Source organism: Aliikangiella coralliicola, assembly GCF_007004725.1.
In the GTDB taxonomy this organism is placed as follows: Bacteria; Pseudomonadota; Gammaproteobacteria; order Enterobacterales; family Kangiellaceae; genus Aliikangiella; species Aliikangiella coralliicola.
In genome coordinates this window covers 38,906-61,404 of record NZ_ML660165.1, presented here as the reverse complement: position 1 = coordinate 61,404, position 22,499 = coordinate 38,906, and the positions used below count along the sequence as shown (strand labels likewise).

Here is a 22,499-nt window from a genome sequence, read left to right as displayed (position 1 = left end):
CGGCGTAATAAATAATCTGAGCATGTGGTTAACAGCTGACGCAGGTACGTCAACAACAGTGGAAGGTAGCAATATTTCTTCATGGAATGATCAATCTGGTGGCGCAGTTAACGCAACTCAGGGAACAGCTAGCAATCAGCCTTACTACACACTAAATGCCAGCGTCGCAACTAACTTCAATCCCGCGGTTGAGTTTAGAGGTGATAACGAAGGTTCTATTGATTACCTGGAGTTCACAGGCAATTTACCTAACCTGGACAGTAATAGCAATTACACCATTTTTACTTTAGCCAGACTCAAAGAAGTCGGCGGACGTCACATTATCTATTACTGGAATGAAGCTGATATCGACACTAGTGATTACAATGGTTTTGGTGATACTGGTATTTTAGAAGGCCATGTTGGATTGGAATCAGGCTCACTACCTAATTTTTACCTCGAGAATGATGGGTCGGGGAGTAATGAAATTAATGTTTCTAGTGGTAGTGTTGTAACCGATCAGGTTTCATTGTTTTATTCAAACCGGGCCGGCAACACCGCATTCGTCGGGCAAGATGGTGGAGCAACCAGTTCTGATACCTTTACCGGAGGAGCACTTAATATCGGTTACTCCAGGGTGGGTGGGCACAACGCTTCAAGCAGCAGCACAAGTCGATACTTTGTTGGTGGAATCGGAGAAATCATTGTTTATGACACCACTTTGTCAGCGACGCAAAAAAATCAGATCGAATCCTATCTTGCGCTTAAGTATGGCGTGACTTTAAGTTCATCGGCAACCAGTTATAAAAATAGTGCCGGCGTTGATATCTGGACAGACGTGAGTTATTGGAACGATATTTTTGGGATTGGCCAAGACGATACTTCTACACTGGATCAGAAAGTTTCGCGTTCAAGTAGTTCAGACAGCATTATGGTGTTGGCTAACGATAATGATTTTACCTCATCTAATCTTGATGTAGGACGGACGGCCTTAGGCAATGGCAACTATGCGATAGTCGGTAATAACAATGGCGCAGCCATTTGGACATCAACCGGTGCACCGACTAACTTCCGAATTTTATCCCGCCAGTGGAAAATAGAAGAAACGGGCACTGTCGGTTCGCTCAATATCCAATTTGATGTAGGCGATGGGGATTTTGATGTTCCGGGGTTAACAGCCGGAGCCGACCATTATTTAGTGCATGATACTGATGGTGATGCAGATTTATCCGATGAAACCCCCGTTATTTTAACGAATACTTCAGGTGATTTATGGTCAACTGCGGTGAATTTAGCCGATGGTGCAATTTTTTCTCTTGCAGCGCTTTCAGTCACGACAGAATTACCACCTGATGCCACCAACACTACGATTACCGCGGTGCCGACGAGTGTACTTGCTGATGGAACCAGCACTTCAACTATTACCGTGCAAGCCAAAGATGCTAACGGTCATAACCTGATTATTGGTGGTGATATTGTTTTATTGGCCGTGACAGGCAGTGCGAGTTTAAGTTCAGTGACAGATAATGGTGACGGCACTTACACTGCAACACTTACCAATACCGTTGCTGAGGCCGTGACGATTACCGGCACGATTAACGCAGCGGCGATTACTGATAATGCAGCAGTGACTTTTCTGTCTAGCGGCCCTGGCGGGGTGGTTTCCGATATACAACTGTGGCTTAGAGCTGATGTGGGTATTACCGAAAGCGGTGGTAGTGTCAGTCAGTGGGATGACCAAAGTGGTAACACTAATCACGCAACTCAGGGAACTGGATCGGTTCAACCGGCTTTGATTAGTCCATCGATCAATTTCAATCCGGGACTGGATTTTGATGGCGCAGAGCCGACCGGAACTTTCATGAGTATTGCAGATAATCTGAATATTCCAGGTTCTGGCACTTTTAGCATGTTTGTCGTTTATGAATTAGATATTGTATCAGACGACAATAGCTTTATCGGCAACCTGGGAAGTAACGATTTCTCGTTTGGTGGGCGTAATCGAGAGGTTCAACGGACTCAAATTGACGGTGAGTCTACTGATTTTGCTGAATTTCTATCAGTTGGGATCGCTTATATTGGCAGCCTGCAGCGGAGTGGAAGCAATACATTTACAACTCGACTTGATGCAAAGTTGGATGGTACCGCGAGTTACTCTGTTGATGATTTTGATGGAGATATCAACAGTTTTACGACAATGTTGATAGGCGACAGTTTATCAACGACTGGTGGCGGCAACCAAATGGATGGTCGTCTTGCCGAGGTTATCGTTTATGATACCAATGTCACTAGTGCTTATAGCCAACAAATCTATTCTTATCTAGCTATTAAATACGGGATCACACTCGACACCACCATTACCAGTTATAAAAACAGCGCTGGTGCTGACGTTTGGACTGATGTGAGTTACTGGAATGATATCTTTGGTTTGGGTCAGGATGATACCTCGATACTCAATCAGAAAGTTTCGAAATCGATTGAAGTTGATGCGATTGTTACTTTGGCGAATGACAATGATTTTACGTCATCTAACCTTGATGTAGGACGAACGGCCTTAGGCAATGGCAACTATGCGATAGTCGGTAATAACAATGGCGCAGCCATTTGGACATCAACCGGCGCACCGACTAACTTCCGAATTTTATCCCGCCAATGGAAAATAGAAGAAACAGGTACTGTCGGTTCGCTCAATATCCAATTTGATGTAGGCGATGGGGATTTTGACGTTCCTGGGTTAACAGCTGGAGCCGACCATTATTTAGTGCATGATACTGATGGTGATGCAGATTTATCCGATGAAACCCCGGTTATTTTAACGAATACCTCAGGTGATTTATGGTCAACTGCGGTGAATTTAGCCGATGGTGCAATTTTTTCTCTTGCAGCGCTTTCAGTCACGACAGAGTTACCACCTGACGCCACCAACACTACGATTACCGCGGCGCCGACCAGTGTACTTGCTGATGGAACCAGCACTTCAACTATTACCGTGCAAGCCAAAGATGCTAACGGTCATAATCTGATAATTGGTGGTGATACTGTTTTATTGGCCGTGACAGGCAGTGCGAGTTTAAGTTCGGTGGTCGATAATGGTGACGGCACTTACACTGCGACACTTACCAATACTGTTGCCGAGGCCGTGACGATTACCGGCACTATTAACGCGGCGGCGATTACTGATAATGCAGCAGTGACTTTTCTGTCTAGCGGCCCCGGCGGGGTGGTTCCCAATATACAGTTGTGGCTTAAAGCCGATGCGGGTACTTCAACAACGGTAGAGGGAAGCAATATTTCGTCATGGACAGATCAGTCCGGCGGTTCTGTTAACGCGACGCAGGGAGTAAGCGCAAACCAACCTTACTATACCTTAAGCTCTGGTGTTGCGGCTAATTTTAATCCTGCGGTTGAATTTCGAGGAGATAACGAAGGGTCAATTGATTACCTGGAATTCGTCGGGAATTTACCCAACCTGGAAAATAATAGCAATTACACTATTTTTACCCTGGTCCGATTCAATGAGGTTGGCGAGCGTAAAATTATTTATTACTGGGATGACACTAATTCGGATAGCGGCAGATACGATGGTTATGGAACAAGTAATAAGGTTGTGGAAGGTCACATTGGTCTAGAGTCAGGTTCTGAACCTAATCTTTTTCTTCAGAACGGTGCGTCTAGCCATCGAATCGAAGTGAACAATGGCGTTGTGATTGCTGATCAGGTCTCTCTGCTTTACGCGAATCGTTCCGGAAATGATGGCTATATTGGAGTCGACGGTGGCTCAACCAACTCTGCCAATTCGCCGCAAGGTGGGTCGGATAATATTGGATATTCGAGAGTAGGTGGGCACAATCGTAGTGATGGTAGTTTAAGCCATTACTTTGTCGGCGGTGTTGGAGAAATTGTTGTTTATGACACGACTTTAACTGCGACACAAAAAAATCAGGTGGAGTCATATTTAGCGCTCAAATATGGTTTAACTTTAGACTCGTCTGCCGCCAATTATAAAAATAGTGCAGGTGTCGATATCTGGACGGATACGACCTACTGGAACGATATTTTGGGGATTGGTCAGGATGATACCTCAACACTCAACCAAAAAGTTTCTCGCTCAAATAATGCAGACAGTATTGTTATTCTGGCAAACAATAATGACTTTACTTCATCGAATCTTGATGGAGGGCGAACGGCTTTAGGTGATGGTAACTACGCAATAATCGGCAACAACAATGGTGCGGCCACTTGGACCTCAACGGGAGCACCCACCAACTATAGAATTTTATCCCGCCAATGGAAAATCGAAGAAACCGGTACCGTTAATTCACTTAATATTCAGTTTGATGTGGGCGACGGTGACTTTGATGTTCCGGCGTTATTAACTGGTTCAAATTATTTATTGGTACACGATAGTGATGGTGATGCTGATCTATCTGATGAAACGCCGGTATCACTGACAAACACCTCGGGTAATTTATGGTCATCAGCGATTAATTTTGCCGATGGTGCGATTTTTTCACTGGCAACTGCTTTACCGGCAGATGCGACCACCACCACGATTACGGCCGCGCCAACAACGGTATTGGCAGATGGGGTCGCCACTTCAACCATTACGGTTCAGGCAGTTGATGCTAACGGTGATAATCTTACCAGCGGTGGCGATACCGTCGGTTTGGCAGTAACCGGAAGCGCAAGTTTAAGTTCCGTCACTGACAATGGTAACGGCACCTATACCACCACTTTGACTAATACCGTCGTGGAAGCGGTGACAGTTACCGGGACCATTAACGCAGCGGCGATTACCGATAATGCCGCTGTGTCGTTTCTGTTTAGCGCGCCTGGGGGCGTAATAAATAATCTGAGCATGTGGTTAAAAGCTGACGCAGGTACCTCAACAACGGTAGAAGGCAGCAATATTTCTTCATGGAATGATCAATCAGGTGGCGCGGTTAACGCAACCCAGGGAACAGCTAGCAATCAGCCTTACTACACACTAAATGCCAGCGTCGCAACTAACTTCAATCCCGCGGTTGAGTTTAGAGGTGATAACGAGGGTTCTATTGATTATCTGGAGTTCACGGGCAACCTGCCAAATCTGGACAGCAACGCTAACTATACGATTTTTACTATGGTGCGTTTTAAGGAAGTTTCGGGTAACAAAATAATTTATTACTGGAATGAATCTAATACAGATGCCGGCGATTTTAATGGTTTTGGCGACTTTGGTGTTTTAGAAGGTCACGTAGGGCTTAATTCCAGTTCGTTACCGAATTTTTTTCTGGAGAATAATGGGGGAGCAAGTAACAGAATTGATGCGGTCGCTGGAAGCGTTGTTGTTGATCAGGTTTCATTATTTTACTCAAGTCGAGCAGGAAACACTGGATTCATCGGTCAGGATGGGGGGGCGACCAACTCGGATACATTTACAGCTGGTGCGATCAATATTGGTTATTCCAGAGTGGGTGGGCACAACCATTCGGGTAGTAATTTAAATCGTTATTTTGTTGGTGGAGTCGGAGAAATTATTGTTTATGACACGACATTAACTGCGACGCAAAAAAATCAGGTGGAGTCATATTTAGCGCTTAAATATGGTTTAACTTTAGACTCGTCTGCTGCCACTTATAAAAATAGCGCAGGTACCGATATCTGGACGGACGCAACCTACTGGAACGACGTTTTTGGGATTGGACAAGACGACACCTCAACACTCAATCAAAAAGTTTCACGATCAAATAATGCAGACAGCATCATTATTCTGGCGAACAATAATGATTTTACTTCATCGAATCTTGACGGTGGGAGAACGGCCTTAGGTGACGGTAATTACGCGATTATTGGCAACAACAATGGTGCAGCCACCTGGACCTCAACTGATTCCCCTGCGATTTTTAACCTGTTAACCCGTCGTTGGAAAATAGAAGAAACTGGCACAGTCGGTACGATTAATCTCCAGTTCGATGTAGGTGATGCCGATTTTGATGTCCCCAGTTTAACTTTTGGGCCAGTCTATTATTTAGTTCATGATACCGACGGCGATCAAAGTCTGGCCGACGAAACACCAATCGTGCTCTCTAACAGTGCCGGCAACTTATGGACAGTTGCCATTAATCTTGCAGATGGGGCTTTATTCACCCTTGCCACGCAAATTAATACCGCACCCACAGATATTCAAATCGACGCTGGCAACAGCGACACTATCGACGAAAACGCTGTTTCTGGCACTAACATCGGTACCCTGACCAGCAGTGATCCCAACGCCGGAGATAGTCATACCTATTCTCTTGCTTGTGCCGTTGCCGGTGCCGATGACGGCCAGTTTCAAATCAGCGGCGCGCAATTACAATCAAACGCTGTTTTCGATTTTGAAGTGCCGACAGATGCTAATGTTGATGGCACTTACGAAGTATGTGTTCGTAGCACTGACAGCGGTAGTTTGACCTATGACGAAAACCTGACAATCACCATTAATAACCTGAATACCGCACCCACGGATATTGCAGTTGATGGTGGCAATAGCGATTCTATTGACGAGAATTTGGCAATTAACACCGTGATAGGTGTTTTAACGACGGTAGATGACGGCGAAAATACATCACCCACTTATAGTCTGACTTGCACGGTGGCGGGTGCTGACGACAGTCACTTTAATATTAATGGTTCTAACTTAAGAAACAGTACGGTATTTGATTTTGAAGTGCCGGTGGATAGTGGCGGCAATAATATCTATGACATTTGTGTGCGAGTATTTGACGGCGCGCTCAATTATGATGAAAACCTGACCATCAGCGTTAACAATGTGGACGATACGCCACCAGCGACGCCCGCAGCTGCACCTGATTTACAGGCAGCTTCAGATACCGGTAGTAGTGACACGGATAATATTACCAACGATACAACACCCAGTTTTGACGTGGTATGTACCGAGGCTGGCTCCACGATCACTCTTTATAGTGATAGCCCGGCGCCGAATACCAATATCGGGACGCATGTTTGCGTGGGGGTTGGAACTGAAACAGCGACAGCAAATACTCTCGCTTCGACGGTTCACAACATCACCTACAGCGAGACAGATACTTCGAGCAATGAATCGGGCCAGTCACCGGCGCTAGCCGTTACCATTGATACCGTGGCACCACCTGCCCCAACTGTTGACTACCCGGCTGCCAGCGGTACTACTGACGGTACTGTTGGTGGCAGCGGTGCAACTCCCGGCGATACCATTACTGCTACAGTACAGGGAACCGGGGAAACTTGCCAGGCGGCAGTTGCCGGCGATGGTACCTGGAGTTGTGACTTATCGCCCACACCGTCGCCCGGAGCTGTCACCATTGATGCGACTGCAACCGATCCGGCAGGTAACACATCAACTGCTACCTCGGTCAACGCCACGGTTCAATTAGCGTTTATAACCACTTGGAAAACCGATAATCCCGGTATATCAACAAGCACTCAAATAAGGATCCCCACTACTGGAGGTGGCTACAACTATTCTGTGGAATGGGGAGATGGGACTTTCAGTACCGGACTTACCGGAATCACCACGTATACTTATGCCAGCGCGGGAACTTATACCGTTACCATTACTGGAACTTTCCCCAGAATTTATTTCAACAATAATGGCGACTTTTTAAAAATTCTTTCAGTTGAACAGTGGGGAAGTAATCCCTGGACGAGTATGGCAAATGCTTTTTTTGGCGCCGCCAATCTAGTTGTTAACGCCAGCGATGTACCTGATCTTTCTGCGTTGACTGATTTATCTGGCATGTTTTATAACGCCGCTGCGCTCAACCAGAATATTAGTAGCTGGAACACATCAACAGTCACAAATATGAGCAGTATGTTTCGTGGCGCGAGTATTTTCAACCAAGATATCAGTTCCTGGAATGTGGCCAATGTGAGCAATTTTTCAAATATGTTCAGAGATGCCCTTGTCTTTGATCAAAATATCGGTGGTTGGAATGTTGGGAGTGCTACTGACCTGTCAGCTATGTTTAGCAACGCAGAGAGCTTCAACCAGGATATTAGCGGGTGGAATGTTAGCAATGTTTTAAACATGGCCAGCTTATTTCTTGCCGCAGATGTTTTTAATCAAGATATCAGTGGTTGGAATGTTAGTAATGTTACCGACATGAATACAATGTTCCGCCGTGCGTGGGTATTTAACCAAGACATAAGTGGCTGGAATGTTGGAAATGTTCTCGATACCAGTAATATGTTCCGAAATGCAGACAGTTTTGATCAAGATCTTTCTAGTTGGGATGTTAGCAATGTAACGACTTTCGAGTATATGTTTGCTAATACAAATGTTTTTAATCAAAGCCTTGGAGCCTGGACTGTTAGTTCGTTAACCAATGCGGTCAATATGTTGAACAACTCGAATTTGTCCACGAGTAATTATGACGCGACTCTGATTGGCTGGAATGCGCAAACTTTGCAGTCGGGAGTGACACTGGGCGCTACGAATCTTGAATATTGTACAGCTGAAGCAGCAAGAGCCAATATGATCGCGAGCGATAGTTGGACGATTAATGATAATGGTCGCGTTTGTAGCCCTGCCACCGATATTCAAATTGATGGCGCAAATAGTGATACGATTGATGAAAATGAAGTCAGTGGAACCAATATTGGGGTACTCACCAGTACTGATCCAGATTTTAACGATATTCATACTTACGCGCTGAGCTGCACGACCCCAGGGGCCGATGATGCAAGCTTCCAGATTTCAGGAAGTAATCTGCAGTCCGCCAGTGTTTTTGATTTTGAAAACCCTGCTGACAATAACACTGACGGCACTTACGAAATTTGTGTTCGTAGTACTGACATTGGTGGTGAAACCTACGATGAAAACCTGACGATAACAATTAATGATCTTGATGCCGCGCCAACCAATATTGATATTGATGGTGGTAACACCGACAGCCTGGATGAAAGGGTGGTTGCTAACAGTGTTATCGGTACGCTGACAAATACTGACGATGGGGAAAATAATCCGCAAAGTTATAGTTACAGTCTGGCATGTGCTGTTGCCGGTGTTGATGATGGTCATTTTAACATTTTGGGCACTAGTTTAAGAAATACCACCGTATTCGATTTTGAAACCCCTGTGGACAATAACACGGATAATGCCTATCAGATTTGCGTCCGTGTGACTGAAACCAATGGTGGTAAAGTCTACGACGAAAATCTGACCATTAATGTTAACGATATTGTTGATGTGCCATCGGCTGCACAAACAACCATTGATGCCTCACCAACCAGCGTGACTGCTGATGGCGTTTCAATTTCAACCATTACTGTGCAGGCGAAAGATGCGTTGGGAAGTGACTTAGTGGTCGGTGGTGACACTGTGGTACTTTCAGTAACCGGAAGTGCAAGTTTAAGCATTGTCACTGACAACAGCGACGGTACTTATACGGCAACAGTGACTAATACAGTAGCCGAAGTGGTGACTGTGACTGGTACAATTAACGCCGCGGCGATCACCGATAATGCGGTGGTGACCTTTACACCGGGCGTCGCCAGTCCTGCTCAAACACAGATTACCGCGGCACCAACCAGTGTTACCGCTGATGGTGTAACCACTTCAACAATTACCGTTCAGGTAAGAGATGCTCTCGGAAATAATCTGACCGCTGGCGGTGACACGGTGATTTTATCGACGACAGGCAGCGCGAGTTTAAGCACGGTAACTGATAACACAGATGGCACCTATACTGCAACGTTGACTAATACTGTCGCCGAGGTTGTGACCATTACTGGTACGCTGAACGCAGTAGCAATTGTCGATAACGAGGTGGTCACTTTTGTGCCCGGTGCCGCTGACGCAACCCAAACAAATATCAATGCAGCGCCGGCCACGGTGACTGCCAATGGCGTAAGTACATCAACAATTACAGTTCAGGCGATTGATGCCCAAGGCAATAATTTAACTGCTGGCGGAGATACAGTGGTGTTGGCTGTTACCGGCAGCGCCAGTTTAAGTTCGGTGACCGATAATGGCAATGGAACTTACACTGCCACGATGACTAATACCGTGGCTGAAGCAGTAACTGTGACCGGCACGATTAACGCAGTAGCGATTACCGATAATGCGATAGTGACTTTTGTTCCGGGAGGACCAAGTGCGACCCAAACCACCATTGATGCCATTCCCGCAATTTTAGCTGCTGATGGCGTCAACGTTTCAACCATTACCGTGCAGGTAAAAGATGCCCAGGGTAATGATCTCACCACCGGTGGCGAAACCGTCGTGCTCTCAGTGACAGGCAGCGCCAGTTTAAGCACCGTCACTGATAATGGTGATGGAACTTATACTGCAACCATGACCAATGCTGTTGCTGAAGGAGTGACCGTTTCCGGAACGCTCAATGCGACACCAATTATTGATACCGCCTTTGTCATTTTCGCCGATGGTCCCGGTGGAGTTGATGCGACCTTAATGGTGTGGCTAAAAGCTGATGCTGGTGTTACCGGCGGTGCCGCGGTAACCGGTTGGGCTGATCAGTCAGGGAATAGCTTTAATTTTGTCAATGTGGCTGGTGCTACTGAACCAGACGCTACTAGCACGATGCTCAACTTTAATCCAACGGTCACTTTTGACGGTGTTGATGACCTAATGCGGTATTCTGGGGTTATTTTCCCTAATCATGAATTAACCACTGATAAGCAAAGCTTTTACCTGGTGACACTGGCCAACAATAGTGAAGCCATATTCGCGCAAAATATTACTTCGGCAGGACTGATTGGGCCGTCAGTATCTGCGCAGGGCAATTATCTTAGTTCCGATGCCAGTGGACCAGGTTTCACCCAGGTCAATGGGGCTGACGGTGTTGGTTCCGCGATACTGCATACTGTGCGGCGCTCTGATCTTGACGTCACCACATTTGGCAATGGATTGCAGATTAACACCGGAACCCTTGTCGCCCCGCTAACTAACCCTTCGGATATCGTATTTTTAGGTGGACGAGAGCAAGGTTGTTGCTCAACAAGATACGATGGTTCTTTAGCTGAACTAGTGGCATTTAACCAAGACACCGCCGCCGGCACGGACAAACAGCAAATTGAAAGTTATCTAGCAATAAAGTACGGAATTACTCTGGATTCGTCAGTTGTAGCCTACAAGAATAGCGCTGGGGTTGATGTGTGGACCGATGTCAGTTATTGGAATGATATTGTTGGTATTGGGGAGGACGACGATTCAGCATTAAATCAGAAAATTTCAAAATCAACTAATGCAGATGCTGTCCTGACTTTGGCGAGCGATAATGATTTTGTATCCAGTAATCAGGATGCTGGTCGCACTGCGCTTGGTGATGGTAATTACATTATTATTGGTAATGATGATGGAGCCGCTAGCTGGACAACGTCCGGAACGCCCACCGGCTACAACTTATTGTCTCGTGTATGGAAAGTTGACGAAACTGGAACCGTCGCTGCGATAAATATTCAACTGGATGTGGGTGATGCCGATTTTGATATACCTGATTTACTTGCTGGCACTACTTACTTTATTGTCCACGACAGCGATGCTGATCTTGATCTATCTGATGAGACGCCTGTCGCGTTAACCAATAGCTCTGGTAATTTATGGACCGCCGCAATCGATTTCGCCGATGGCGCCATATTGACTATGGCGACTTTACTGCCTGCAGATGAAACAACCACAACGATTGATGCTGCGCCAACAAGCGTCACTGCGGATGGCGTGAGCATTTCAACCATCATCGTGCAAGCGAAAGACGTTAACGGTGATGATTTGACAATTGGTGGTGATACCGTTGTTTTATCTGTTACCGGCAGCGCAACCTTAAGCGCTGTAACTGATAATGGCGATGGCAGTTACACGGCCACGCTAACCAATACCGTCGCTGAAGCGGTGACTGTGAGTGGGACGATAAATGCTGCCGCGATAACCGATACTGCCGTTGTGACTTTTGTCCCAGGTACTGCAGACGCGGCTCAAACAACGATTAGTGCCGCGCCGGTTATTGTTACTGCAAACGGTGCTAACACCGCAACGGTGACTGTACAAGCCATTGATGCGTCAGGAAACAATCTGACAAGTGGCGGAGATAGTGTGGTACTCGCTGTGACCGGTAGTGCTAATCTGAGTTCTGTGACTGATAATGGTGACGGAACCTATACCGCAACATTAACAGATGTTATTGCCGAGGTCGTTACAGTTACCGGCACTATAAATGCCAGCGCCATTACCGATAACGCAATTGTCACTTTTATTCCTGGCATCGCAGACGCCGGACAAACAACTATTAGCGCAGCGCCGTCAACAGTGACTGCCGATGGTGTTAGTACGTCAGTGATTACGGTGCAAGCCATCGATGCGCTAGGCAACAATCTCGCAACAGGTGGCGACACAGTGTTACTTGCTGCGACAGGCAGTGCTTCAATCAGTCTGGTGACTGATAATGGTAACGGTAGTTACACGGCAACTATCGTTAACAGTGTGGCGCAGATGGTGGTGGTCACCGGCACAATTAATGGTAGTGCCATCACGGACAATGCGTCTGTGAACTTTGTGCCAGGCGCAGCTGATGGTGGACAATCTCAAATTACTGCGACTCCAACAACCCTCATTGCTGATGGGGTGAGTGTTTCCACCATCACTGTGCAGTTAAGAGATGCTCAGGGAAATAACTTAGCTACTGGTGGTGATACTGTCGTTCTGGCAGTGACCGGCAGCGCTAGTCTGGGCGTGCTCTCTGATAATGGCAATGGGACATACTCCGCTACATTGACAAACACAGTAGCTGAAATGGTCACCATCACTGGGACAGTCAATGCCGCAGCAATTTCAGATAATGCGATGGTTACTTTTACTGCAGGTCCAGCCGATGCAACGCTAACGACCATTAATGCGGCACCCACAACGGTTGTTGCGGATGGCTCAAGTATTTCAACGATTACTGTTCAGCTCATCGATGCGCAAGGTAATAACCTGGGCAGCGGTGGTGATACTGTCACTTTAGCCGTGACAGGAAGCGGGGTGCTTAGCACTGTCATTGACAATGGTGACGGAACTTATTCAGCCTCCCTGACAAATTCGATTATTGAAATTGTGACGGTGACCGGAACGGTTAACGGAAGTGCCATCACTGATAATGCTGTGGTCACCTTTACCTCTGGTAGTCCTGATGCTTCACAAACGACGATTGATGCGTCACCGAGCAACTTGACCGCAGATGGCGTTAGCGTTTCTACCGTGACAGTGCAGGTTAAAGATGCTCAAGGTAATGATTTGTCTTCTGGCGGCGATACTGTGGTGTTGACAGTGTCTGGAAGTGCAACTTTAAGCGCGGTGACTGATAATGGAGACGGCACTTACACCGCTACACTTACCAGTACCGTTGCAGAAGTTGTAACTGTCAACGGAACGCTCAATGGCACTGCGATAACTGATGCTGCGATGGTGACCTTTGTCGCCGGTGCGCCCGATGCAACAACCAGCACAATTTCCGCTTCGCCAACGACAGTCACCGCTGATGGCACGAGTATTTCAACAATTACTGTTCAGATCAAAGACGCGCAAGGTAACAACCTGGCAATTGGTGGTGATACTGTCGTGCTTACCGCGACAGGAAGCGCGAGTTTAACTGCAGTTATTGATAATGCAAACGGCACCTACTCCGCAACGATTTCCAATACTGTCGCCGAACCGGTAACGATCAATGGAACACTTAACGGCATGCCGATTACTGACAACGCTCTAGTTACTTTTGTAGCGGGAAGCGCCGACAGTATCCAGTCGACTATCAATGCTGTGCCGGCCAGTGTTACTGCAGATGGAATCAGCCTATCGACGGTGACGGTTCAGGCGAAGGACAGTCAGGGTAATGATCTGACGACCGGTGGTGATACTGTCGTGTTGGCGTCTACTGGTAGCGCGCTATTAAGCGGGGTGTCTGATAATGGAAATGGTTCGTATACGGCCACTGTGACTAATACTGTCAGTGAAGTGGTCACCGTTACCGGAACCATCAATTCGAATAACATGACCAATCAGGCTACGGTGACCTTTACACCCGGTGCGGTTGGTCAGGGAGCCACTACCATTGCTGCTGCGCCTACTGATGTAGCGGCGGATGGAAACAGTGAATCGACCATCACGGTTCAAGCGAAAGACGCCCAGGGTAACAATTTAACTAGCGGCGGCGGCATTGTAATTTTGTCATCAACGGGAAGTGCTCAGTTGAGTCCGGTTACCGATAACAATGATGGAACCTATAGCGCACTGTTGGTCAATTCTGTGGTTGAAGTTGTTACGGTTTCAGGTACTTTCGATGGTGCTGCAATTGCCAACAACGCTCAAGTCAACTTCTTCGATCCTGATAGCGATGACGATGGCATTCTTGATTCTGTGGAAGGCACCATTGATACCGATAATGATGGCATCCCCAATTATCTTGATAGAGATTCTGATAACGATGGCATTCCTGATGCGATTGAATTTGTAACGGATTCAGATGGTGATGGTATCCCGAATTATCTCGACCTTGATTCCGACAATGATGGCATTCCTGATTTTTATGAAGGCGGCGCCACCGGTAATGACGCAGATGGTGATGAAATTGATGATGCCTTCGATGTTGACCAGACTGGCGGTTTCGACGCCAATGGTGACGGTGTTGATGATGCGATATTGCCGATTGATCGAGACGGAGACGGCGAACTTGATTATACCGATCCCGGTAGTGACGCTGATCGCGACGGGATACCGGATGCGATTGAGGGAATTGATGATGCCGATGGTGATGGTATTCCTAACTTCCTGGATACTGACGCGGATAATGATGGAATTCCAGATAGCGCAGAAGGCGGCGTTAGCGGTGTTGATAGTGATGGTGATGGTATCGATGATACTTTTGATGTCGATCAGACTGGCGGTGTGGATGCCAACAGCGATGGAATTGACGACACAATAATATTGCCTGATGTCGACAATGACGGCGAAATTGATTACCTGGATCCGGGAAGCGATGCTGATCGAGATGGCGTACCAGATTTTCATGAGGGACTTGATGACAATGACGGCGATGGCATTTCCAACTATCTGGATACCGATGCCGACAACGATACAATCCCAGATCACCTGGAAGGTGGCCCTATCGGAGTCGATACCGATGGCGATGGTATCGATGATTATTTCGATGTTGATCAAACCGGTGGAGTCGATGCCAACAATGACGGCATTGACGATAATGTCAGCCCGGCAGATATCGATAGCGACGGCGAAATTGACTACCTCGACCCAGGCAGTGACGCTGACGTGGATGGTGTACCTGATTTCCTGGAAGGTCTGGTTGATACTGACGGCGATGGGGTTGCAAACTATCGGGATCTGGACACCGACAACGATGGAATTCTCGATACCAGCGAAGCAAAAATCAGTGGGGTTGATTCTGATGGCGACGGTGTCGATGATTATTTCGATGTCGACCAAACTGGCGGCGCTGACACCAATAGTGATGGCATTGATGATAATCGAGCGCTACCTGATTTTGATGAAGATAATGTTGCAGATATCAGCGACCTTGATAGCGACAATGACAGCATCAGTGATGCCCATGAAAGTGGTGGTCCTGATACCAATAACAATGGCGTGATTGACGGATTTATTGATAGCAATGGCGATGGCTTAGACGACAACGTGGATACAACACTCATCGATTCGGATAACGATGGTATTGCTAATCAACTCGACCGAGATTCGGACAATGACAGCATTACCGACGTGATGGAAGCCGAAGGGCTCGACACAGATAACGATGGCATGATTGATAATTTTGCAGATGCCAATGGGGATGGATTTGATGATGTGATTGACTTGGCTATCGTTGACACCGACAACGATGGTATTCCTGACCACCTTGACATTGATAGCGATAGTGACGGTATTAGCGATTTAATTGAAGGCGGCGCGCCAGCAGATTCTGACGCCGATGGTAATGGTGTACTTGACGCGGTGACAGATATGGATGGAGACGGTTTGGTTGATATTGTTGATAATTACGTCGTAAATGGTGTTGCCGGGACAGCTGTTGCTGTGCCTGATACTGATGGCGACGGCGCGCCCGATTTTCAGGATGTAGATAGCGACGGCGATGAAATTCCGGACGAGCAAGAGCCCGGTGACGATAACTTTGATAATGTTCCGGATCGATTGCAACCTTTATCTAATACGCGTCTGGAAACTGCGGTTATCAGCGGTGGTGGAAGTGTTATTTTTGCGGCACTCATCTTTTTCGTATTAATTATTTTGTGGCGGCGATTTAATAAAACAGGCACAGAAAATATGTTCGTATTTTTGGTGTTTGTGTCATTTTCCGGGGCTTTGATGTGGTCTGAGAATGTGCACGGATTTGACGATGCAACGAAAGCTAGCCAGACATTTCAATATCGCGATAAGGAGTTCTCTGGCTTTAAACCTGAGTGGTACGCGGGGATTGGTTTTGGTGCCAGTTACGTTGATCCGAAAGGAGAGAGTAATGGTTGGTATACCGATGATGATGCAAGTGAGGGATATAAATTTTATCTTGGGTATCAGCTAAGTCCTCACTGGAATATTGAGCTGGGCTATGTGGACGCGGGAGAAGCTGGGTTAAGCAATGTTAATGTTTTTGTTGATGCCCAATTAAATGAGCCTGGGATTAAATATCAAATTCCTTCGTTGATGGCTAACTATTATTTTCGTGAGGCGACTGATAACTGGAATTATTATGTGAAATTTGGCGGCGCTGCTATTTCTAATTCATCGACACATGATGAGATTTTGTTTGAGAAACAAACGTCTGCACAGTTTGCTGCCGGCCTTGGTAGTCATTGGCGTTTTAGTAAAAACTGGTTTATTCGAGCAGAGCTTGATTACTACGCCAAAGATGCGTCCTATGCTTCGTTACAAATAGGAACTTTTTTAGGGGAACCCAACTCGGAAAAGAATAAATCTTATTTTTCTCCGCCCAAACGGGATATTGCCAGAGTCTCAGAGACAACCGCTACGCCCCAGCCCATTCCGCAAAAACAGCTTAGAGATAAGCAATCTCATCAAGATAAAGTTAATAAAAAGATCGTAAAAAAAGCTAAACGAATTTGTGAAAGGACAAGCCATGAATTAGAGGACGAGTTTGATTGTGTTGTGACAACGATATTAAATGACCGTATCAGCTTTAATAAAAACTCGTCGGTCTTAACAACTTCGGCAACTCATGTGCTTGATAGAATTGCCGAATCTCTCAAGTTATATCCGCGAATTAAAGTGAGTATTGAAGCACATACAGATAATAGCGGTACCGATACCTATAACCTTTTCTTGTCACATCGTAGAGCGATTGCAGTGGTTAGTTATTTATTTAAAAAAGGGATCTCAATAAACCGGTTCAAATCGTCTGGTTTTGGTGAAGTGAAACCCATTGCTGATAACAATACCAAGGAAGGACGGGAGAAAAATCGAAGGGTTGAAATCAAACAGTTACCCTAAAAGTTTTAGGGGCTGAATATACAGAGCTAAATCAGAGTAAAATTTTAAAAGTTTACCCGCATTCAATTCATTGGATTAATATTGATATTTCATTTGTATCACTTTTCCTCTGTGTTACTATCCGCCGACTTAAACTAAAAAAATAAACGCTAATGCAAGATCTCACTCAGGGAAGTATTCCAAAACATGTGATCAATATGTCTATTCCCATTGGCTTGGGGATGGTCGTACAAACCCTGTATTACCTGGTCGATCTCTATTTTGTTGGTGCCCTTGGTGATGTTGCCCTTGCCGGAGTCAGCGCTGCCGGCAATCTGACTTTTCTGGTAATTGCTTTAACGCAGATCTTAAATGTTGGGACCGTTGCTCTGATTTCTCAGGCAGTCGGAAAAAAAGATAAAGCCGATGCCAACTTGGTGTTTAATCAGTCCTTGTTACTTTCTATGTTGCTTGGAGTTATCACTTTAATCGGCGGGTACTTATTTGCTGAACCATACCTTAGGACAATTGCAGCTGATGAGGCTACTGTAAGTGCGGGCAAAGAATATCTATTCTGGTTTATCCCTAATCTTGCACTTCAGTTTGCACTGGTCGCAATGGGGGCGGCGCTACGCGGAACCGGTATCGTTAAACCAACAATGATAGTTCAAATGTTAAGTGTTTTAGTCAATATGATTCTTGCGCCGGTGTTAATTGCCGGCTGGGGAACCGGTAAACCAATGGGCGTTGCCGGAGCGGGTTTAGCCAGTAGTATTGCTGCGTTGTTTGCAGTGGTTGTTTTGTGGTTCTATTTTCATAAACTAGAAAAATATGTTTATTTTGATGCGTCGAAATTTTTACCCCAGTGGCAAGTATGGAAGAAAGTTTTGTCAATCGGTCTTCCCGCTGGTGGAGAATTTTTGCTGATGTTTGTTTACATGGGAGTGATCTACTGGACCATTCGTGACTTTGGTTCTGCGGCGCAAGCCGGGTTCGGGTTAGGCTCGCGGATCATGCAGTCGATTTTTTTACCAGCTTTAGCAATTGCGTTTGCGGTGCCGGCGGTTGTTGGACAAAACTACGGTGCGCAATTGGCTGATAGAGTCAGGGAAACTTTTAAGTCAGCGGCGATAATAATTGCAATGCTAATGGGGGGACTCTCTTTATTATGTATCATTAATCCCAGTATTTTTCTGACACCATTTACTAAAGAGCCTGAAGTGATTTTGGTCGCATCAGATTTTTTAAGGTTAATTGCTTTTAATTTTATCCCATCTGGTTTGATTTTTGTTTGCTCTGGAGTTTTTCAGGGGGTTGGAAATACTTGGCCTGCACTCATTAGTACGGGGACTCGTTTATTGACTTTTGCTATTCCAGCAATTTGGGTTTCTCGACAAGTTGGCTTTGAAATTGAGGAGATTTGGTATTTGTCGATTGTGACGGTTATTTTTCAGATGGTTTTTAGTTTGGTTTTGGTTAGGAGGGAGTTAAATAGGAGGTTGGTGTTTTAGTTTTTTCTTTTAAGTTAAAGGCGTTTCGCACCGCTTTGCTTGCGTGCGAGTTACTTTTGTCCAAAGCCACAAAAGTAACCAAAAGGGCTTTTTCGCTGAAGATAACTAATTTGTTGCGTGTTGATAGAATTGCTAAGCCTTTGCTGGCCTTTCTTGTTGAAAGCGACTCATTGGGCGGAAAAAGACTCGGTTCCCTCAAACATTTTTCCGCTTAATCCAATGAGTCATGAATTCCACAAGCCCGTTATAGCCGCTGGGCGAAGAGACTCTAAAGACTTTCTCGAATTGCCAACGAACTTTTCGTGCTTCTAGCTTCCTGAACTCATCCACTAATATAGTTTTATCTCATAAACAGTCATTGGTGGGAACCCCATTAAAAAAGAGTGGGTAGGCGCAAAAGATTAATTAGGGGTTTTTGACTAGCGTACTCGCGTTGCCTAGCGGCCAAGCGTACGGGCATTTTTGGTTACTTTTTTTGCTCTTGAAAAAAGTAACTCGCACGCAAGCGCAGCGGTGCGAAACCGCCCTTGACTTAAAAAAAGACCACGTTCGATTAGCCAACGCAGTCCAATTACTTTTGTATCAACTTAAAATAACAAAAAGCTTACGCTTCTAATGCGATTTAACTTCAATTCTCCCATTAACATTATCCAAATTAATCTTAACTCCACCACCACCAATCGCCCCCCGCATCTCACTACCAACATATTTATGCTTAACAACATTAATTCCAAATTCATTGCTAATTCTTCCGCTCACTGTTTCGGCATCAAGCGTCGCATCAGCGTCAGATGGCAGATAAACGGTAATGTTGCCGTTGACTGATTCCAGGTTAACTCTTTCTGCATTACTTAAATCAGCGAATTTAATGTCCATATCACCATTCACCATATTAACGCTGGTGGTTGATGTTAAGCCATCAGAGTGTAGCTCACCATTGACCAAATCAGCTTTTAACTTTCCAGTTACGCCGTTAATTTTCAGGTCGCCGTTAACCAGATCGATATCACTTAACTGGACATCGTTTGGCACAGACAAGGTATAGGTGACTTGTGAATGTCCGTTATTCCACGAGCGTTTGCGGTTTTCATTATTTTTATAACGAGTTTTAATTCTAAGATTGCTAGATGACTCGTCAATTTCAACAGTGATTCGATCGCGAATTTCTTGGTTGGAGGCAGTTATTTCAGCAATCAGGTGAACTTCATTGCAGCCACAGGCAGAAATGCTAACATCGCCGTTAACATTCGATAGCTGAATTTTGCCATCGGAATCAAAACTAAAGGTTTTTTCGATAGTGTCGTTGACGTCAGCATTGGCATTGGTTGACAGGGTAACTGCTAAAATCGCTGGCAAAAAACTTATTTTTCTAAAGTGGTTTTTAATTATTTCGTTTTTCATGATTTCTCCTAACAATTGACTTATCTTATTAATGGCTTCTGAAGTCGTAGACGCAAGCTAGTTGAGATCGGTTTAAAGTGTTCTGTACTCTCAGTGTAACTAAATGTTAACAGAGAGCTGGAAGCGAACAGGCCGCTGGAAGGTTAGAAGGTAAGAGAAAGGTCGCTTTCGTGTAATACTCTCATGTGATAGCCACCAAACATGACTATCACAATAAAGCTTTGTTTCGATGGATTTTGTTTCGAAGGATTAAGTGATTTGTTCCCATTGAACATAACCGACTATATTGACATCCTGTTGTTCGAAATAATCAACAGCACTTTGATAGTAACTGGCTTTGACAATACTCGGAATAATTGCCGCTTTTGAACTGGCATAGTCTTTCCAGTCAACACCCAGTGAAGGATTAACAGTGTAGTCATTTTCTTTTTCTTTACCGGTTGTGTAAAGCTGAGGAGAAAGATAGTCGATATTACCGTCGCTAAAAAATGCGGTCATTAATTCCTTGGCATCGTCGCAAGCATAGGGAGCTGCATGGCTAACGGTGACAAGCACTTTTAAGTCGCGCTGTTTGGCAGCTTTAAATGCTTGGCCAAATTGGCTTTCCAGGCCGGCGTCACATTCTTCAACGTCAAACGCCAGGCCATCATAGTCGTCAAATTGGCCCTGATTGATAAATGTCAAAATATCGTTAAGAACATTTTTGTTAAATGAGCCATTTTTATTGCCACCGCCTAAACCTAAATAGCGCTCGCCAGTCAGCTTTGAAAGCTCATTAGAACTATCTGAAAGTGCTGTTTTGGGATCGGACCATCCACTAAATGCAATGCTTAATGTGGCATCATCTGGTAGTTGGCCTTGAGACCAGGTCCAGCCCCAGTAACCTTGTATGACTGTTGAAATAGACATCTGTTAGTCCTCTTGGTTGAGAAACAATAATGAAATTGGATTCCTCTAAATCAATTTTCATTGCCTGGTTTTATTGAAATAAATCAGCGGACAATAAAAAACAGGTAGAGCCGCAAACTGCTATGGATAGAATAGAGTCAAAGTTTGTATTTTGAAATTATGAATTTGAGATAAAAGTAGAACTATTCGAGTCCAATTCAACGTCTGAGATGTTGACTGAGTGATATGAGATAAAGTATTTTGCATTTATTGGCTGGGTAGCCCCATTGGGGACGCTGACTTGAGACGAATTGATTTATTCTGGCTCACGTCTATTTTCAACAGCGTTAAACCAGCCCCAAAAGAACTTAAGGAGAACGAATAATGTTAGAGTTAAGACCTTCTTGCGAACACTGTGATAAAGAACTTCCGGCAGACTCAACTGAAGCAATGATTTGTTCTTTTGAGTGTACTTTCTGTCAAGCTTGTGTGGAAAATATTCTACAAAATGTCTGTCCAAATTGTGGTGGCGGCTTTAGTGCAAGACCTCATAGACCACAACGTAATCTAAAAGGTGGTAACTATCTTGGTAGTAATCCTGCGTCGACTAATAAAGTTTATAAACCTGTCGACTTAGCCATGCATCAGGTTTTTGCTGAAAATATTAAAAATACGCCTTCTCACAAAAGGTGACTAAAAAAAGACTGAAAAGTATTTATGGGAGAAAAAATAGTGAGAAAAATATTTGGGCTAGTGTTAATAATATCAAATGCAATGTTTTGCTCTACTCACGCAGGAGAAGACACGTCAGAAAAATCAATTGTTAGTGTTCCTGTTTCGCCAAAGACTGGCGAGATATTAACTGGTGAACAGTTGACTGACGAGCAAATGCCCCCTGAAATTGTTGTCCAGGCGCAATTAGAAGCTTATAACAAGGGAGACATTGATGCCTTTGTTAACACTTATGCAAAAGATGTCAAAATTTATAATCATCCAAACTCAATACTTTATTCAGGACACGATAGAATTCGAAAAGTGTATGGTGAACTTTTCAAAACACACCCTGACCTTAATGTTACGATTCAACGCAGAATTGTTCAGGGAAATTTTGTGATTGACCATGAGCTGGCAGTAGGGTTAGTTGAGAATAAAACTATCACCGTAGCGGCTGTTTACGAGGTAATTCGCGGCAAAATTCAAAATGTGTGGTTTATTCAATGATTGTCCGTTTATTGGTATAAAACTGTGGATGA

6 protein-coding genes are annotated in these 22,499 nt (G+C 45.1%); 4 read left to right on the top strand and 2 right to left on the bottom strand.

What is annotated here, in order from left to right:
• Window positions 1-22: 22 nt before the first annotated feature.
• Entirely contained in the window at window positions 23-17,467 is a 17,445-nt protein-coding gene (locus FLL46_RS13625; RefSeq protein ID WP_483923581.1) for an invasin domain 3-containing protein, read from the top strand.
• A 152-nt stretch (window positions 17,468-17,619) separates the two neighbouring features.
• Complete coding sequence (locus FLL46_RS13620; RefSeq protein WP_210418704.1) at window positions 17,620-18,957, top strand: MATE family efflux transporter; 1,338 nt, start codon at window positions 17,620-17,622, stop codon at window positions 18,955-18,957.
• 612 nt (window positions 18,958-19,569) lie between these two features.
• On the opposite strand, the gene FLL46_RS13615 is transcribed toward FLL46_RS13620, so the two are convergent.
• A complete protein-coding gene (locus tag FLL46_RS13615) occupies window positions 19,570-20,358 on the bottom strand; it encodes a DUF4097 family beta strand repeat-containing protein (protein WP_142894268.1) in 789 nt (262 codons plus the stop codon).
• Window positions 20,359-20,607: 249 nt separating this feature from the next.
• The gene (locus FLL46_RS13610; RefSeq protein WP_142894266.1) at window positions 20,608-21,267 is read right to left on the bottom strand and encodes a hypothetical protein; all 660 of its coding nucleotides are present in this window, start codon (window positions 21,265-21,267) and stop codon (window positions 20,608-20,610) included.
• A 363-nt stretch (window positions 21,268-21,630) separates the two neighbouring features.
• On the opposite strand from FLL46_RS13610, the gene FLL46_RS13605 reads away from it, so the two are divergent.
• Both FLL46_RS13605 and FLL46_RS13600 read left to right on the top strand, forming a co-directional pair.
• Window positions 21,631-21,939: a DUF1272 domain-containing protein gene (locus tag FLL46_RS13605; protein WP_142894264.1), complete on the top strand. Its 309-nt coding sequence runs from the start codon at window positions 21,631-21,633 to the stop codon at window positions 21,937-21,939.
• 39 nt (window positions 21,940-21,978) lie between these two features.
• Complete coding sequence (locus FLL46_RS13600) at window positions 21,979-22,467, top strand: nuclear transport factor 2 family protein (RefSeq protein ID WP_168204158.1); 489 nt, start codon at window positions 21,979-21,981, stop codon at window positions 22,465-22,467.
• Window positions 22,468-22,499: the final 32 nt, after the last annotated feature.

Excerpts from the sequence above, each read along its gene's own strand:
- FLL46_RS13605 (WP_142894264.1), top strand. The coding sequence starts at position 21,631 with ATGTTAGAGTTAAGACCTTCTTGCGAACACTGTGATAAAGAACTTCCG.
- FLL46_RS13615 (WP_142894268.1), bottom strand. The coding sequence starts at position 20,358 with ATGAAAAACGAAATAATTAAAAACCACTTTAGAAAAATAAGTTTTTTG.
- FLL46_RS13620 (WP_210418704.1), top strand. The coding sequence starts at position 17,620 with ATGCAAGATCTCACTCAGGGAAGTATTCCAAAACATGTGATCAATATG.
- FLL46_RS13625 (WP_483923581.1), top strand. The coding sequence starts at position 23 with ATGTGGTTAACAGCTGACGCAGGTACGTCAACAACAGTGGAAGGTAGC.
- FLL46_RS13610 (WP_142894266.1), bottom strand. The coding sequence starts at position 21,267 with ATGTCTATTTCAACAGTCATACAAGGTTACTGGGGCTGGACCTGGTCT.